21 protein-coding genes are annotated in these 14,793 nt (G+C 53.2%); 8 read left to right on the top strand and 13 right to left on the bottom strand.

Going from position 1 to position 14,793, the window contains the following annotated elements; translation table 11 throughout:
* Positions 1-852: 852 nt before the first annotated feature.
* The 13 genes from EGM51_10765 to EGM51_10705 form a co-directional block, all read right to left on the bottom strand.
* The gene (locus tag EGM51_10765; GenBank protein ID QBG47851.1) at positions 853-1,227 is read right to left on the bottom strand and encodes an ASCH domain-containing protein; all 375 of its coding nucleotides are present in this window, start codon (positions 1,225-1,227) and stop codon (positions 853-855) included.
* The gene (locus EGM51_10760) at positions 1,224-1,793 is read right to left on the bottom strand and encodes a hypothetical protein (GenBank protein QBG47850.1); all 570 of its coding nucleotides are present in this window, start codon (positions 1,791-1,793) and stop codon (positions 1,224-1,226) included. The genes EGM51_10765 and EGM51_10760 overlap by 4 nt, the downstream gene beginning before the upstream one ends.
* Positions 1,794-1,837: 44 nt before the next feature.
* Positions 1,838-2,029, bottom strand: a complete 192-nt coding sequence (locus EGM51_10755; GenBank protein QBG47849.1) for a hypothetical protein — start codon at positions 2,027-2,029, stop codon at positions 1,838-1,840.
* Positions 2,029-2,643: a hypothetical protein gene (locus EGM51_10750; GenBank protein ID QBG47848.1), complete on the bottom strand. Its 615-nt coding sequence runs from the start codon at positions 2,641-2,643 to the stop codon at positions 2,029-2,031. The genes EGM51_10755 and EGM51_10750 overlap by 1 nt, the downstream gene beginning before the upstream one ends.
* Positions 2,644-2,674: 31 nt before the next feature.
* Positions 2,675-2,872: a hypothetical protein gene (locus tag EGM51_10745; GenBank protein ID QBG47847.1), complete on the bottom strand. Its 198-nt coding sequence runs from the start codon at positions 2,870-2,872 to the stop codon at positions 2,675-2,677.
* Positions 2,872-3,087 (bottom strand): hypothetical protein, encoded by a 216-nt coding sequence (locus tag EGM51_10740; GenBank protein QBG47846.1) that lies wholly within the window; start codon positions 3,085-3,087, stop codon positions 2,872-2,874. The genes EGM51_10745 and EGM51_10740 overlap by 1 nt, the downstream gene beginning before the upstream one ends.
* A complete protein-coding gene (locus EGM51_10735) occupies positions 3,087-3,527 on the bottom strand; it encodes a hypothetical protein (protein QBG47845.1) in 441 nt (146 codons plus the stop codon). The genes EGM51_10740 and EGM51_10735 overlap by 1 nt, the downstream gene beginning before the upstream one ends.
* A 25-nt stretch (positions 3,528-3,552) precedes the next feature.
* Entirely contained in the window at positions 3,553-4,605 is a 1,053-nt protein-coding gene (locus tag EGM51_10730) for a hypothetical protein (GenBank protein ID QBG47844.1), read from the bottom strand.
* Between the two features lie 19 nt (positions 4,606-4,624).
* Positions 4,625-6,691 carry a hypothetical protein gene (locus EGM51_10725; protein ID QBG47843.1) on the bottom strand — a complete coding sequence of 689 codons (2,067 nt, stop codon included), beginning with the start codon at positions 6,689-6,691 and terminating at the stop codon, positions 4,625-4,627.
* Positions 6,692-6,695: 4 nt separating this feature from the next.
* Complete coding sequence (locus tag EGM51_10720) at positions 6,696-7,664, bottom strand: hypothetical protein (GenBank protein ID QBG47842.1); 969 nt, start codon at positions 7,662-7,664, stop codon at positions 6,696-6,698.
* Positions 7,665-7,714: 50 nt separating this feature from the next.
* A complete protein-coding gene (locus EGM51_10715; GenBank protein ID QBG47841.1) occupies positions 7,715-7,969 on the bottom strand; it encodes a hypothetical protein in 255 nt (84 codons plus the stop codon).
* A 184-nt stretch (positions 7,970-8,153) separates the two neighbouring features.
* The gene (locus EGM51_10710; GenBank protein ID QBG47840.1) at positions 8,154-8,441 is read right to left on the bottom strand and encodes a DNA-binding protein; all 288 of its coding nucleotides are present in this window, start codon (positions 8,439-8,441) and stop codon (positions 8,154-8,156) included.
* Positions 8,438-8,638 (bottom strand): hypothetical protein, encoded by a 201-nt coding sequence (locus EGM51_10705; protein ID QBG47839.1) that lies wholly within the window; start codon positions 8,636-8,638, stop codon positions 8,438-8,440. The genes EGM51_10710 and EGM51_10705 overlap by 4 nt, the downstream gene beginning before the upstream one ends.
* Here EGM51_10705 and EGM51_10700 point away from each other — a divergent pair.
* The 8 genes from EGM51_10700 (at position 8,596) to EGM51_10665 (ending at position 14,754) form a co-directional block, all read left to right on the top strand.
* Positions 8,596-9,096, top strand: a complete 501-nt coding sequence (locus tag EGM51_10700; GenBank protein QBG47838.1) for an XRE family transcriptional regulator — start codon at positions 8,596-8,598, stop codon at positions 9,094-9,096. The genes EGM51_10705 and EGM51_10700 overlap by 43 nt on opposite strands.
* Positions 9,093-9,539: a hypothetical protein gene (locus tag EGM51_10695; protein QBG47837.1), complete on the top strand. Its 447-nt coding sequence runs from the start codon at positions 9,093-9,095 to the stop codon at positions 9,537-9,539. Before EGM51_10700 ends, EGM51_10695 begins: the two co-directional genes overlap by 4 nt.
* A 669-nt stretch (positions 9,540-10,208) precedes the next feature.
* On the top strand, positions 10,209-10,523 hold the full coding sequence (locus EGM51_10690) for a hypothetical protein (GenBank protein ID QBG47836.1): 315 nt from the start codon (positions 10,209-10,211) through the stop codon (positions 10,521-10,523).
* Positions 10,520-10,759, top strand: a complete 240-nt coding sequence (locus EGM51_10685) for a hypothetical protein (protein ID QBG47835.1) — start codon at positions 10,520-10,522, stop codon at positions 10,757-10,759. Before EGM51_10690 ends, EGM51_10685 begins: the two co-directional genes overlap by 4 nt.
* A gap of 13 nt (positions 10,760-10,772) precedes the next feature.
* The gene (locus EGM51_10680) at positions 10,773-11,108 is read left to right on the top strand and encodes a hypothetical protein (protein QBG47834.1); all 336 of its coding nucleotides are present in this window, start codon (positions 10,773-10,775) and stop codon (positions 11,106-11,108) included.
* Between the two features lie 69 nt (positions 11,109-11,177).
* Positions 11,178-11,735: a hypothetical protein gene (locus EGM51_10675; protein ID QBG47833.1), complete on the top strand. Its 558-nt coding sequence runs from the start codon at positions 11,178-11,180 to the stop codon at positions 11,733-11,735.
* Positions 11,735-13,240, top strand: coding sequence for a hypothetical protein (locus EGM51_10670; GenBank protein QBG47832.1), 1,506 nt, complete (start codon positions 11,735-11,737; stop codon positions 13,238-13,240). Before EGM51_10675 ends, EGM51_10670 begins: the two co-directional genes overlap by 1 nt.
* On the top strand, positions 13,240-14,754 hold the full coding sequence (locus EGM51_10665) for a DUF935 family protein (protein QBG47831.1): 1,515 nt from the start codon (positions 13,240-13,242) through the stop codon (positions 14,752-14,754). The genes EGM51_10670 and EGM51_10665 overlap by 1 nt, the downstream gene beginning before the upstream one ends.
* Positions 14,755-14,793 lie beyond the last annotated feature (39 nt).

The raw sequence follows: 14,793 nt of genomic DNA, 5'->3' as shown, positions 1-14,793 counted from the left end.
ACGGGTTTTTAAGCGGTGAGCAGATGAGGAAGAAGGATTGAGCCAGCATGAAAAATGATGAAACATCCCGAAAGACACTGAAAACAGGGGGTATAATGTGGATCATGAATGGATAATATGCGTTATTACGGATTGAGCCAAATTGTCATCAATCTGCATATATTCGAATAGGTTTGAACCAATGCGCAATACATTTGCACAGGACGTGCGAATAGCTTGCAAACGATGTGTCGGCAAAAAAAAACGCTGACAAATGCTGACAGCGTAGACGGAGCAATCGCAACGTTGTGAATATGATATTAAATTATATTTATGTCTAACACTCTGTTGGGATTCTTCCCTTGAAGCAGTTTGTGAGTCATCTTAAGCAAGTCGCCCTCCATCGAATTAGGGAAAACATATGTTCCATCAACTCGCATAAAAAAATGCCGAAACCGATCTCTCAGCTCGCGTTCGAGCGACTCATCCCAACCAGCCGATTGAGGTTCGACGGGGGCCGTCGCCAGTTGTTCGGAGTTCGGCGGAATGCGTTGAGTACATTCTAACGCCGTACAAAGTCTGCTTCCATCAAAGGCCGGGCAACGCTTTCTGGTGCATTCAACGAACTGCATTCCACTTTCATCCTCAATCATGTTTCTGTTCCCCGCGTCTCATCTTGGTCGTTCGATTGAATTACAATGATCTCGCATCCATCCTTCGGGAAAAGTTTATCGTCGCTATACGTCGCAGGAATTGCCCATGATTCTTTGTTATCATCATCGCAACACCAAATAGCTCCGTCGGACTTCCGGCGATATGCAAAGAGCGGGATTTCGATGTTACTGGATACGCTTGATGGCATGATATTATCTCCTAATAAAAATCGAACCAGCGGCTAGAGGCTATCGCAAAAACGCCCGCGCCTTTGGTTCTGTTAACAAAACACCGCATGTTTTTTGCGAACATTGAAACGAATTCGCGGCCTCTCATTCCAGGGAATACTTCCCGCGCGGCTTCATTTGTGCCGTATGGTTCGTGCAGCATGGCGGATAGCCGTTCTCGTCGCACGGAGACAACGCGCACTTTGCGCAGGGTTTGAATTTTCTCCCCCTTCTTGAGTCCCTGACATTTAACAACGCCCTGAAGGGTGTCGCCGGGCTCCAGGAATTTCCACCCGAGGCGGCGGGTAACTGACTTCGATCTGTCCAAGATCTGATCAGTGGTCATAAGGAATGAGATATTTCTCACGCTGCGCTCCTGTGGTTGATGTGGTGATGGTGGTCGTGGCGGAAACGGGCGATGGCTTCGGCGTCGGACAGGCCTTTTCGCATATAGGCACTGGGCAGGTCTGACCGTGCTATATCGACTTTATTTGCGAGGCGCCTTACGTGCGTGTCGGTCATCTGCATTACCTTTGCAAGGTGTTCAGCGGGGCAATCCATAAGGGAGTCCGCATAGCCGGCCTGTTTGCATATTCCCTGTATATATTTCCAGGTGATCGTCTGCTTGGTGAGGTATTCGAGGTCATAGATAAACCATTCGATGATGTGTCGTAGGCGCCGTTCAGCGGCGGTGCTGAGGCGGTTTATCCAGTAATAGTCGTCGGCGATGATGGCGAGCTCAAGCATCACCGCATCGAAGTCCGTTGTGCTGTTCATTTGTTTGGTGGAATACTTTCCGGTGGTCCTGACGTTGAGTTGTCTGCGCCATTCGTCTTTTCTCGGTATTTCTCCGCGCAGCCGCTGGGCCTCGGCCATGTAGGCCGCGTCGACCAGTGTTCGGTATTTTCCCTGTTGTCCTCTGCTTATCGGCATTGTTATCCTCCGTGGCTTGGGCGGCACGATTGCCGCCCGCACAATTACTGTCCGTCGATTTCGAAATATTCAGGGAACTCCGTATCCTCATCAGGCACCCAGTGCTCGATGCAGACGGTGTTCTCCAGGTTGCATTGAATTGGTGCGTGGTCGTACTTCGGGTCGATTTCAGCGATAGCTTTTTTCAGGTCGGCCACGGTGAAGAGGTTCTTTATTCTGCTTTTAAGCGTGTGCATCAGTCGATCTCCTTCGCGTAACGAATGGTGTCCGGGTCCGGCTTAATGACGGCGGTGTCGCCCGTTTTAAGGGTGCAGCCGGGCACCTGCTGTTTATTTTTCAGCAGCTTGGTGACTTCTTTTTTGATCGGCGCTTCCGTCACCTTGATGCAGTCAGTGAGTTCCTCTTTTTTCAGCCATGCGATCAGATCCTCTTCGTTTGATATGATCAGCTCGGTGGCCGCCTGCAGTCCATACTCGCCGGCCGGGGTCTTCCGTTTTTTCGGACGTTGGAACAATCCGGGGTTGGCATTGATAAATGTCTTCATCCGTTCGTAGAGCGGCTGCAGGTCTTCGTCGTAGCGGGCCAGATCCTTCACCAGCTGTGATTTTATGGTGGCGATTTTTGATTCCGCCACGGCAGTGATCTTGGCTTTTCTAGCCTCGCGGGTATTGATCTGAGCCATCACCTGGTCAGCCTCTTCTGCGGTGGCAATACGTTGGTCGTCGATGCGCTTCATGCTTCCTTTCCTCCGGACAGCGCCACCAGTGCGGCAATGACCCCGAGCGTCAGCAGGACCGCTCCGGTCTTCGGGTTTTCCAGTTCTGCCGCCGCAATGCTTCCGGCAATGCATACGGCGGTGACGATGCTTCGTGCGATGTATTTCATTTGATCTCCTTTATCATGTCTGTGATGTCGTTCGGGGTCAGCCCTGAGTCGAGCAGTCGCTGCAACAGGTTCAGCGCTGCGGTGATGCGGTGGGCATCGCGAATGTCGTTGCAGGCGCAGACCGGGGCGGTAAGATTACCTTTCCATATCACATGGAAGGTGTTGTTTTCGGCGGTTACCGTGCGGTAAGTCATTAAATCATCTCCTTGAGGATCTCAGCCCGTGCTGGGTGGCGAAGTTTTCGCAGCGCACGCTGCTCGATCTCTCTGATCAACTGGATGCTGCAGTCGCAGACGTCGGCAATCTCGGCTATTGAAAAAGGCCGATGCACGCCCTCTCGATCACGCACGGCGTGCATGATCGCGAGGGAACTGTCGACCTTACGGCGCTGATCGGCTTTGGTGGCCATTATGCAACCGCTCCCCGTTCAAACCGGTCGATAGCGTTCGTGATACGCGCATTCATTCGATGCTGACCTAGCGAATGCAGTTCGTCATTATACCATTTATACGTTGACGCAACAGGAAGCTGAAGGATGCCTGCGATCGTGCTGACTGAATCAACATCAAGCGTGTTCATCAGTATTGAGAACCGTGTTTTCAGCGCTTCTGTTTCCGGATGGACCACCACTTCAGACGGCGCGGCCGTTGTGTTAAGCGGAAGCTGTGACTCGGAAATCCGTTTTGGCCGGAAGCACTTCGCGCACCTTCCTCCTTCGAAGAGTACATGCTGAGCCGGAGCCTGGCACTTAGAGCATGTAAGCGTTCCCTTTGTTGACAGCTTTATTCTCGCCATCGCCTTTCGGGCTCCAGCCTGTCCTACTTTCCATTCTGCCCATTGTTTGATCATAATTTATATCTCCTTTTTATGTTTTTCAGCACCAGCCCGGCCGGTTGCGTTTAACGATGATGTCGTGAGCGGAAATGAAATGCTTCCAGCCGTACCTCTCCTTTTGATTCTTCGCGTATTTCATTCCGTTTTTAAGGAACTTTGAGAACACGCCGATGCCGTTGTTTCTGATGATGCGCTGGCATAGCTGATGTTCGGTAGTTCCAGCTTTTGGCTGAGGCAGGCCGTATGATGCAGCGAACCGCCACAGGTCAGGCAAAGGCAGCGTGTCCGGGCATTGAACCTTGATGACTCCACGTCTATTAAGCTGATCGAGGAAGTCCTTCATGTTGCCTTGGGTAATTTCATCGCGCAGGGTGTTGGTCCCGCAGATCATGATTCCGCATCCTATCTCGTCGTTGAAATCGCGAATCGAGTCCATGATCTTAAGACGTGTGCCTTTGGTCGCATGCAGTATCGGCTTATGAAGTTCGTCGAAAATCAGCAGCGTGTTCGGCGTTAGCACTCGGTTGATCGCATGGCGCAGAACATTGACATCGCCTGACGTTGATACATGGCAGCATTCGGCTACGTACTGCATGAAGTGGCGATGAGACATGCCGGACTTCAGCTCAATGTAGCGCGTGCGGCCGGAGTTGTTTAGCTGTGCGTATCGCTTCAGCGCCTCACTCTTACCGGTCTGAGGCTCCCCCCAGATCTGAGAGATCTCCTGAGACACCCTGCACGCATGACATGCTTCAAAGATGCCTTTTGAAAGGCGTGTTTCGACAAATCCGGCATGTCCATAGAGTTCGCGCTCAAGCTCAACCTCTGCATCATCCTTCGTTCGCTGTATCTTGCCCAATACCTCTTTACCAAGCTTTCCTCCGTTATAGGTAAGCTCATAAATGCGGGTGATGTTTGATGCATCGATGCCTGTTAATCGGGCGACTTCGGTGTTGTTCAGCCCCTTATCGCAGGCATAAGAGTAAAGCCAGAAAACTAACTCTGCATCAGCTTCAGATACGCCGTAATCGCGCATCGCGATGTTGTGCATCTTTCTGATGTAGTCAGGCTTCTGTTTCGGTCCGTTATTCATTTCTTACTGTTCCTCCGTGTTAGTTGTCAAATTCACTCCCGAATATGTCGCAGAAGCCTTCGCCTGAATCGTCAATCGTCATCTCTTCCGCAAGCATGTCGGGATCTGGTTCGGTCAGGAAAGAGTCCGCCGATTCCTTGTTTTTCCTGATGCGCACAAGTTCGCTTTTATCCTCTTCTGTGATCGGCTCTCCACGCATCACGGAAAGATTGTTACGCAGCATCTCCGTGCGCTCCTTGATTATCTTCGCGCCGCGCCGCGCCATCGGAGCGCGCAACTTACTTTCAATTTTTGCCTGTCTTCCGGCCTGCCGTTCAAGGGCTTCGACGTCCAACTTGCCGACCGTCTGCCACCGTTCAGCAAGCCCTATGTAAGCACCGGAATCAGGGTCTGATATAAAACATTCGTCGGTGTTGAACGGGTTGATGTGAACAGCCACCTTTCGACCGGGATTGAGCGCGATGGAAAAGCCGTTAACATCACGTACCGATCGTGCCAGATAGCGGAATTCGTTCGGTCCGAATTCCTGGTTCGAATACGTGATCAGGCCGTCTTCGCGTATTGTTTTCATGACTGCCAGCCTATTCCCTAATATCTGCGGCATGCATGATTTAGGGAGCCGAACGAAATCCGAACGGCCGCTGTCGAACACATGCTGTGGTGATAGATTTACTGTCCTGCTTAACTTTTCCGGCATTGAATGAATGGCATTGTAAATCATAAGGTACTCATCAGCCGGAAGGTCGGTGATGCTCTCCATCGGAAGCCACTCATCGGACATCGGGCTTAGCCTGAATTCCGTTGCTGTGTATCCGCATTCCTCCCAACCCTCTAAGTTGTGCCATGTGCGGAGATTCATTTCTCGATACAGGTCTCCCATCACCGCCACCGCACGGTTGAAATCAAGCACCGGCATCATCAGCAGCTTCGCGCGTTCAGGCGGCAGCGCTGCTGCCACCTTAAGCAGAGAGGTGTTGTACTGCTCCAGTCCGTACATATGTTCTGGCGCGTGGTCACGATCTTTGCCGATCTGTCCCTGGAGCGCGGCGGCTACCGTGTGACATAGACTGTGCTGCGACTCCAGCGCCGCCTTGCGTTTGTAGTTCCCGCGCGGCTGGCCGCAATAGAGGCCCTTATGTACAGGCGCTGATATAATTCCTGACCGCTCAAAGGTCACACGGCCCTGAGACAGTCGGCCGATCAGGCCCTCAAGATCATCAGACGCGGCTGCTGTTCCGTGTTCGACGATCAATCTGCACCCATCCGGGTGAAAGCCGACATTTATCAAAACGTGTGCAAGCATCTGGCGCATGTCGCACTCGTTAAGGTTCTTCATTTTTCCCGTGTCCAGGTCCTCCCGTCTTGGCTTTGCGCCCCATGCAAAACGGCAGGCACTGGCCACATCAACCGCCGCCAGCTCGATCACCCGCTGAGCTCTGGCATTGCCCGGGTAGTTGACTTTCATATCCCACCACATGTCGTCGAACATGTAGATGGCTCCGACCTGAAGACCTACGCGTGTTGAGTATACTGACGGCAGGAGATCTTTGGCCCGTCCGCGTCCGATACGGCTGGCGAAGATCTCATATTTTGACAGTCCGCAGCTCTTCTGCAGGTTTGAATAGGTCCAACCCCTCGGAGTGTAGTCATTCGGACACCGCTCAGGAGTGGCAATGTCAGGATGTTCAGCGGCCCAGACCTCCCGCCAGGTGCCAACTTCCGGGAACAACTTTCCGTTGCGGAAGTCGCGCATCATCTGGCGCCAGGCCTCACGTGATGAGCGCTGATTCTGTTCGCAATACGACTTGTAAACATCGCCGATGTCGATGGCGGCCTTCTGTTTTCCAACCTTGGCGTTGTTTACCAGACCGCGCCAACCGAATTTTTTCCAGCGGTAGTATTTCCGTTTGATGGTGCTTTCCTTATAACCATTCGCCCGCGCCTCCCGAATACCGGCACTCACGCTGGCCGCTGCGTCGATCTGCTCGCATACCGCTATGAGTTCAAAGATCTCATCTCTTACCTCCAGCGGCAGCTGGGCCATTTCGTCAATGTCGGTGGTTGAAAGGGTTGCGGGCGAATTCATGATATTATCCTGCGGTTATGATGGTTCTTACGTTCTTCAGCGCGTCTATGAGGTCTCCCTCCAACGTCCTTATATGGTCAAGGTCGGCACGCTCGATACATCGCTTTTCGTTGATGCAGATGTTCTGCAGGTCAACGCAAAGAGAACCTATCGCCTCGTTTGCATCTCGCCGGCGGATTTCCGCCAGCTGTGCCGGCGTATTATTGTCCTGTGCCGGTTTTTTTACGGCGGTCTTCTCCGGGGATTTAAGGATCCCCCAGTCGAAATAGAGCTGCCGCAGGCTCTGCTCGCCGGTAACCGCATTGATGCGGTCGATAACATCGGCATGATCGCCTGATATCAATTCTTCGGGAGAAGGAAGGTGATGCAGGTCAATAGCGGTCTCACCCTCAGCAAGACGAGTCTGCATCTCATCTGCAACGCGTATGTATTTATAGACCGTTGATTTACCGAACGGCAGTTCGTTCAGGACCTTCATCCACTCGCCGCGCTCGCAGTGATCTTTTATCCGTGCGAACTCAGCTCCGGCCTGAGCGGCACAGATGACGGATACTTTTGCGAATTTTTTAGATAGATCAACGAGTTCGATCGCACGCTGAACAGCAATATCCATCGGCGTTCGGTAATGGTCGGAACCTGTTTCTATCGGCTGCATGTCTTCAGTGTCGATGTCGACACTCTCTGTTCCAGGCAGCATTGGATTCTCCGACCTGAAGCAGAGATCCGACCAGGTGTTGTATGCATTATCCCGCTCTTCTGCTGAGAATTTGGCGACCGTAGACCAACCGCCGTAGCTTTTCCCGTCTTTTCCGAATGTACGGCGTTTGATGGTCACAGTATCGGCGTAGCCGACGTTCCAGCGGTAGGTATCGTCACCGACATCGAGATCGGCGTAGAGCTTCTTTTCGGCGCAGAATCTGACGGGATGGTCAAGATCCATACTGCATATTTCAACAAGTTCGCACCTGCTCATACGGTCGACACTCTCGAGCTGCTGATCAGATGTTAGATCAAGGAAGTGCATCAGCAGGCCCTCGCATTCTTGATGAATGAGATGTCAATACCCTGGTGAGCGTCGCAGGCGTGAGAGATCAGCTGTTGTTCGGCCTTGCACTGATCAATCAGCCGGTCAAGTTCTTCGCGCTCTTCCGTCGTAGCCCGGAAGCGTTCGGCCTGGGCCGAGCCCATGGCACGATTGAGAGTGCGTGATGCTAGATCGAGGTATTGACGTACACTGTCAATATCAACCTCAATTCCGTGTGTTATTGCATTTAGCATGTTCTTTTCTCCGTTTTGGTTAAGTTAAATGGTGCCGATAATGATGAGTGCCGGGCCGATCAGGAGGCCAAGCACGGCCGACGTGATGAGCATCATGCGGCTGCGGGCAACCAGGGTTATAATTCCGAGCGCAATTCCGATATAAAGGGTTATTGCTCCGATGATGATGAGCATGTCTGTTCTCCTAGTTAAGCTTCGTGTTGTCGAGGTAGGCGATTACATCGCATCGAGGGATTCGATAATGAGCGCGTTTAGCGCTAGTTGATGATATGTCTCGTGCGTTAGGGAAAGCCCCCTCCTGAATGAGGTGGTAGATATGTACGGGGTCGCAGCCGATTGTGTATGCGACCTGATCGACGCGCTGAACAATGGCGTCGAAAACGAATGCGCCGTCGACAAGCTGGCCGCCGCCGGCCGGCCTTGCTCGATCCCGTCGCAAATCAACGAATTCCAGCTGCGGATTCTGCTTCATGCGTCCACCTCCCTATTGATCTTATTAATTATCTGTTTTGAGATCTTTCCGTGCCGGTTTCCTTTAATCGCCTCGAACACGGTTGTCGGGCGGTAGCCATGCTTGCGCGCCCAGCCGGATACCGTCATTCCGCGCTTGATTAGTTCCCCCCGGTATTCAGGCGGGCTTAATTTCAGATCGGTTTTTGTCTTGCTCATTAAATTCTCCGGGTGTATTGCCCTGTGTAGGTTTTACACAGCGAAATTTAGTAGAATTTACACAGGCGGCAGGTAGAAAATTGAAGAATTCCACATATAGTTTGAAAACATTGCGGAAAAGCCGAGGAATTACACAGGGTGATGTGTCAAAATCCACAGGAATCTCCGTATCGCATATAAGCGCCGCAGAAAAGGGTAAACGGAGAATTGCTGACCCTGCCAAGCAAAAAGCTATAGCTGAATTCTTCTCAGTGAATGTGGATTCAATCGAGGAATTCGACGAGAATTATCAGGGGAATTCCACTCTTGGTGAAGAGCTGACCGGTTATCACACGCGCGGCCTACCGGCATGCAGGGTAGAGACGCTTGAGGCAATGCTTGATGCCGCACGTGCGCTGCGCGACTGGCCGGCGGTTGAAGCTATTGCCTATGAGATAAGAAAGAGGGAAAAGGTATGAAAAAAACAATCGTTCTTGCGGCCTGTATGGCCGCTGCACTTAACCTGCACGCAAGGTTGGGAGAGTCAGAACCCGAGTGCGATCAACGCTACGGGAAAGCCGTGTCAGAATTTGACGGCGGATCTGTATACAGCACCCGCCATTATGACCTCATTTGCGTTTTCCGACATGGTCTTGCTGTTGCGGTGGTCTACGAGAAACGCACCGGCCGCATATATGACGATGATAAGCCGGCAATCCTGGCGGCTAATGCTGATGGACAGCAATGGTCGAAGATGGATATACCGCCGGTGTTCGCCGATCGGTTTTCCGGTAAGGAGATCTGGTTGCGCAGTGATGACGCTGTTGCTGTATTCGATGCTGCAACCGGAAAGATGTCGCTGTATCTCGCGGCATACTCCTCACATTTATGGGGACCGGAAGACGCCAACGTCGATCTCTAATGCGCTGCGCAGAATGTTCCACCAGGTGGAACTTCCACCATGGTGGAAATTTCCACCTGGTGGAAGTTTCGTTTTTCCACCACGTAAAATGGCCGTTTTTATTGGGTTTTTGATGTTTTTTGAAAATAAAATGCTTTTTTCTTTCGTTTAGGGTTGCCAAAACGAAAAGAGAGATTTAGCTTATAAACCATCGAAAGGGCAGCAGTGCCACCGACCCGGCGGAACCGGGAAGCCACAAGATCATCGATAACACCGGCGAGGTCTACGACGTCGCAGGAGATCAGCTCATCTCAACCGGCGACATCGCAAGATAACCAATCGCAACCAACCCCGCCTCTGCGGGGTAACAGGAGATTTGCAATGTCAGGAAGAATTGGCAATAAAAACGCGAAGAAGCCGGAGGGAGAGGCAAAGACCGCACGCATCACCTGGAAGCTGCGTCCGCGCGAAAAGGCGCAGCTGGTCCGGTCGGCGTCGGCCGACGGCATGAAGCTGACGTCATGGCTTCGGAAGAAGACCGGTCTTGAATAGATCGTTTGCACATATTGTTTGACCAAAGACCCTGTTTTCAGGGTCTTTTTTTTATCCAAACCAAGCGAACCGTGTGCGGATCTTTTCGGCATGATTTTGTTTAGATAAGCCCCATGAACACGAGAACAGGGGTTAAGAATGGGAACGATTGATCCCAGCGTCGGCTGGGCAGTTATCATTATTCTGCTGCAGCTTGGGCTGTTCGGGCTGAGCTGGAAAAGGACGATTGCAGCAACACGGCGGAATCCATCGGTCGATACCGACCTGGGCACATTAAACACCAGGCTGGACAATATCGAAAAAGACCTGGACGCCACGAAGTCACGACTGTCGGATCACGAGGACAAGATCTCACGACAGATCGGCGCGCTGCATGCACGCATCAATGATGTGTTTGGAGAACTACGCGAATTGTCCGGAATTCTTAAGGCGCACGTGGAGAAGATCAAATGAATATAAAAACCTCTATACTACAGATCTGCAACGCATCAGACCCCTACATGATGCCACACGATGTGCTGCGCACTGAAATCGAAACCAGGCATCGCGCCCCGGTCGGCGATGCCGAATATCAGGCGGCCCTGAAGTCCCTGCTGTCCAAGGGCATGATCGACTACGAGGTAGATCAGATCACGCTCGATAAACGCTACCGCATCACCGGCCCCGGCAAGGCCTACCTCAACAACTAACCTAGGAGTAATTATGAGATCATTTAAGAGAGCGCTGAAGATGCTGTACATTGTGGCTGTCTCTGTGCTGGTTTTTTTGGCCGCATTCTTTATCACCGGCTGTGACACCTTAGGAAACGGGAAGATCGACCTTCCTGTCGACGTCTCCGTCGAATGGCAGGACAATTTCGGCAATCGGTTCGTGATGGTTGACGGCTCGATTACCGAAGCGACATACCGATCTCTGCAGACCGGAATAATCTACGAGCTTACCGAAGAAGGTGGGTTTCTGATTACTGCGCCCGACGGCACAAAAGTGCGCATCAGGCGAAGAACTGAGGGCGCGGAATCCGCGCCGGTTTCTCCATAACAGCACCCGGCCGGGCGGCGGTTCCTCCGTTGCCGCCGCCCGGCCAATTTAATTTTACTGAGATCAATAATGAGCAGAAAACCACGATCAGACAGCAAGCTGCTTAACCTGCCCGACGAAGATCAGGCGCAGGCCTATGATGCCGTTAAGCGTCTTGGTTACACCAAGGCGCGGCTGTGGATTGCGGAAAATCTCGGCGTAAAGGTCAGCACCGGCGCGCTCCATGCAGCCTATCAGTATTGGGCGCAGCAGGAGAGCGAGAATCGCATTCTCCAGGCCGTAACCGGTGCTGATGCAATTCTCGGCGCTGCAGCCGATAACCTGCCGCGCATTGACCAGGCTATGGAGGCCGCCCTCAAGCAGGCGGCGTTTGAAGCGGTGCTTACGAAAGACGAAGACGGCTTAACCAAACTCACCAACGTGCTGCTGCGCATTCAGAAGGCCGCGCTGGATGAGAAGCAGCTGGAGTTGCAGATTGACCGCTTTCAGTTTGATGCAGCCAAAGCTGCTCTGGATAATGTCGCAACGCTTAAATCAATTCAGTCAGATCGATCGATGTCGTCGGATGATAAAATTACTGCTGCCCGCCGCAAACTGTTCAGCGTAATTCCGGAGGATGGCGAGTAATGGCTCCTTTTGCAAAGCAGGCGCATGATGTCGCGCAGGATCCTGAGAAGGTCGCGAGAATCGCAAAAATCAGATTTCGCGCATATCAGGAGGAACCGTTTCTTGACCGCACCAGTGGCATCTGCATTTGGTTCTGGTCCCGCCAGATCGGGAAATCCTTCACCCTGGCCTGCTGGATTGTTGACCGCATGTTGACCCGGCCTGGTCGGCTGATCACAGTATTGTCGAACAGCCGAGACAACGGGGCAGAGCTCAACCAGAAAGTGCGCGAAATATGTGACCTCCTCGGAGAGGTGGTTCAGCAGGAAGATCTTTCCGAAGATCTGAAGTACGAAAATATGAATATGGAGAGTCGCATCGAGGTTGACGGCAAAGTGAGCCGATGCAAGGTGCTTGCAGCCAACCCGCGAACGGCGCGCGGGTTCTCCGGCGACCTGGTGCTGGATGAGTTTGCCTTCCACGAAAATGGCAAAGCGATCTGGGAAGCAGCGGAACCAATACTTTCATCTAACCCGGATTTTCTTTGCCGCATCGCATCAACTCCGAACGGCACGCAGAATATGTTCTACGTCATGGTTACCTGCGGGCAATATAAGGTGGTCAAAGTGCGCCGCTCCGATGCTTATAAGCAGGGGCTTAAGATTTATCACCCGACAACGCGAAAAGAGATCACGCCGGATGAAGCCCGCGCCGCCGCCATCGATAAGAAGGCCTATGACCAGAACTATGAACTGAAGTGGGCTGATGAAAATTCGAACCTGCTCACCTACGAGTTGATAGGCAAGGCTGAACGTGAGGGCGTCGGAGTTATCTGTGAACAGGAGTGGAGCAGAGCCGCGCTGGATAAACTGGCGGAAATAACAAACCCGATCTATGTCGGATATGATGTCGGCCGCAAGCGCGATATCTCCGTGATCAGCGTAATGGAAAAGGTCGGGCCGATCTTCCGTGAACGAGTAACGCTGCGCCTCGCTGATATGCGGCTGCCTGCCCAGCAGGCACGCCTTGAAGTTATTGTGCAGCACCCCTGCTTCCGCTGTGCAAAGATAGATATGACCGGCATCGGGCTTGGCGTGACCGAGTACACCCAGGAGAAATATGGATACCTCCGTATTCAGGGCGTCAACTTTTCAAGCACGGTGCCAATCTCTGCCGAGGTGCAGAGGACCGGCCGCAAGGGTGAGACTATCAAGGTCACGGAGCACATGGCCACATTGCTTTTGCGTGTTTACGAAGATGGCCTGATTGAGCATGTCTATGACCAGCGCATGCGCGACGACCTCCGCCTGCCCGAACGCATTGTGTCGCCCGGCGGCCGTGTAAGTATCGCTGCCAGTCGCAATTCGGAGGACCACGCCGACCATTTCTGGGCAAAAGCGCTGGCTATCTATGCGGCGGAAACAAATGCCGGCCCGTTTTCGGTTACGGTTCCGGGGAGGGATAAGCGCCGAGATGGCGGCCTGTTCGGCCGCCGCGCCCGCAAACGAACAGGAGCCATCGGATAATGATTAAGAAATTTGCAAAACGATTTAAACGGAAGCCCGGGAGTTCGGTTGATGCCCGGCGCGTGGCGATTGAACGGATGAGCCGCTTTAATCCGCTTCGGCGGGTGGAGCCTGGTTATATTGTCCGGGTGCATGAGGAGTTCAACGCCGGCCGGCTTAAAGAAGCGGCAAAGCTTTGGGATGCGATCGAGCGCACCGACGATGTTTGTCTGGTTGCCGCACAGAAGCGGAAGAAGGCGGTAAGCCGGCATGGGTTCGAGATCATTACTGATGATGACTCGCCAAAGGCCAGGCAGCACGCAGAGGTGCTGAAGTACTTTTACGACCAGCTGGTGGCTACCCGGTGCGATGACCGTAATATTCGCGGGGGGCTGCCCCTGGCTATACGCAACATGATGGACGCGGAGGGCAAACGCTATGCCGCTCACGAGATCATCTGGAAACCGACGCCGAACGGGTTGACCGCCGAGCTGGTCTTTGTGCCGCTCTGGTATTTCTCCAACACCACCGGCGAACTGCGCCTGCTGAACGGTATCGGCGATCTGACCGGAGAGGAGCTGCAACCGGGAGAGTGGATCGTTAACGCGGGAAGCGGCGTGATGGAATCGGTCGCGGTGGCCTATATGTACAAACACCTTCCGCTGCAGGACTGGCTGCTCGTGTCGGAAAAATACGGCATCCCGATACCGGTGGTGAAGACGACCGGGAATCCCGGCGATGACAACTGGAAAGCCGCAGAAGATGCCGCCGCCGCGCTGGGGAATTGCGACGGCGTGGTGATCAGTGCCAGCGGCTCTGTCGAATTTCCAAACGTTGGAACAATGACCAACCTGCCGCAGCCGGCACTCGTTGAGCGAATGGATAGATCGATTGCCACCGTTTGGCGCGGTGCTGATCTGAGCACCATCTCGGCCGATAATCAGGGGGCGAGTCTGCAGGCCGATGAGACCGATCTGCTGGAAGATGACGACGCGCAGAATATTACCGATGTGTTGAACGAGCAGCTCGACCGATGGGCGATCTATTACGCCACCGGCGACACCGAGCCGAAGGCTTGGGTGAAAATTAAGACCGGTGCGCGCGATGATATAAAACATGATCTTGAAATAGACCGTGGCCTGCATGAGATGGGTTATGAGCAGGACGAGTCAGATCTGCAGCGGCGATACAATCGCTCAACGCTGCGCCGACAGGCACTTCCGTCGACGCCGCTGGCGAATGAGGATGCGGTCGATGACCGTGCCGCCGGGCTTCGAGCTGCCACGCGCAGTGCGCTTGCGGTTGCGATTGCCGATGATCTGTCCCCGGTCGTCAGGCGGCTCGAGCAGATTCTCGATGACCACGATGACTACGATGCGCTGCTGGATGCGCTGGAGCGTTTCCAGGTTGATGAGCTTCCGGCGCTGGCCGCTGATGTGCTGACCGACCCGTCCGCCGCTGATGCTATCTCCGATGCCATGTCTGCCAATCTGTTCAACGGTATGAGTGAGGTAAGGGAGGGTCGTGATGCTTAATTATAAAAACGCCCGTATTTTGCGTCTGAGCTGTTTATC

The organism is Verrucomicrobia bacterium S94 (genome assembly GCA_004299845.1).
GTDB lineage: Bacteria > Verrucomicrobiota > Kiritimatiellia > Kiritimatiellales > Pontiellaceae > Pontiella.
Note: the sequence above shows the minus strand (reverse complement) of the source record. Positions and strands in the feature narration are given on the sequence as shown.

Coding starts and splice junctions, on each gene's coding strand:
- EGM51_10760 (QBG47850.1), bottom strand. CDS start 1,793: ATGCCGATAAGCAGAGGACAACAGGGAAAATACCGAACACTGGTCGAC.
- EGM51_10755 (QBG47849.1), bottom strand. CDS start 2,029: ATGCACACGCTTAAAAGCAGAATAAAGAACCTCTTCACCGTGGCCGAC.
- EGM51_10750 (QBG47848.1), bottom strand. CDS start 2,643: ATGCATTGCCGGAAGCATTGCGGCGGCAGAACTGGAAAACCCGAAGAC.
- EGM51_10745 (QBG47847.1), bottom strand. CDS start 2,872: ATGACTTACCGCACGGTAACCGCCGAAAACAACACCTTCCATGTGATA.
- EGM51_10740 (QBG47846.1), bottom strand. CDS start 3,087: ATGGCCACCAAAGCCGATCAGCGCCGTAAGGTCGACAGTTCCCTCGCG.
- EGM51_10735 (QBG47845.1), bottom strand. CDS start 3,527: ATGATCAAACAATGGGCAGAATGGAAAGTAGGACAGGCTGGAGCCCGA.
- EGM51_10730 (QBG47844.1), bottom strand. CDS start 4,605: ATGAATAACGGACCGAAACAGAAGCCTGACTACATCAGAAAGATGCAC.
- EGM51_10725 (QBG47843.1), bottom strand. CDS start 6,691: ATGAATTCGCCCGCAACCCTTTCAACCACCGACATTGACGAAATGGCC.
- EGM51_10720 (QBG47842.1), bottom strand. CDS start 7,664: ATGAGCAGGTGCGAACTTGTTGAAATATGCAGTATGGATCTTGACCAT.
- EGM51_10715 (QBG47841.1), bottom strand. CDS start 7,969: ATGCTAAATGCAATAACACACGGAATTGAGGTTGATATTGACAGTGTA.
- EGM51_10710 (QBG47840.1), bottom strand. CDS start 8,441: ATGAAGCAGAATCCGCAGCTGGAATTCGTTGATTTGCGACGGGATCGA.
- EGM51_10705 (QBG47839.1), bottom strand. CDS start 8,638: ATGAGCAAGACAAAAACCGATCTGAAATTAAGCCCGCCTGAATACCGG.
- EGM51_10695 (QBG47837.1), top strand. CDS start 9,093: ATGAAAAAAACAATCGTTCTTGCGGCCTGTATGGCCGCTGCACTTAAC.
- EGM51_10690 (QBG47836.1), top strand. CDS start 10,209: ATGGGAACGATTGATCCCAGCGTCGGCTGGGCAGTTATCATTATTCTG.
- EGM51_10685 (QBG47835.1), top strand. CDS start 10,520: ATGAATATAAAAACCTCTATACTACAGATCTGCAACGCATCAGACCCC.
- EGM51_10680 (QBG47834.1), top strand. CDS start 10,773: ATGAGATCATTTAAGAGAGCGCTGAAGATGCTGTACATTGTGGCTGTC.
- EGM51_10675 (QBG47833.1), top strand. CDS start 11,178: ATGAGCAGAAAACCACGATCAGACAGCAAGCTGCTTAACCTGCCCGAC.
- EGM51_10670 (QBG47832.1), top strand. CDS start 11,735: ATGGCTCCTTTTGCAAAGCAGGCGCATGATGTCGCGCAGGATCCTGAG.
- EGM51_10665 (QBG47831.1), top strand. CDS start 13,240: ATGATTAAGAAATTTGCAAAACGATTTAAACGGAAGCCCGGGAGTTCG.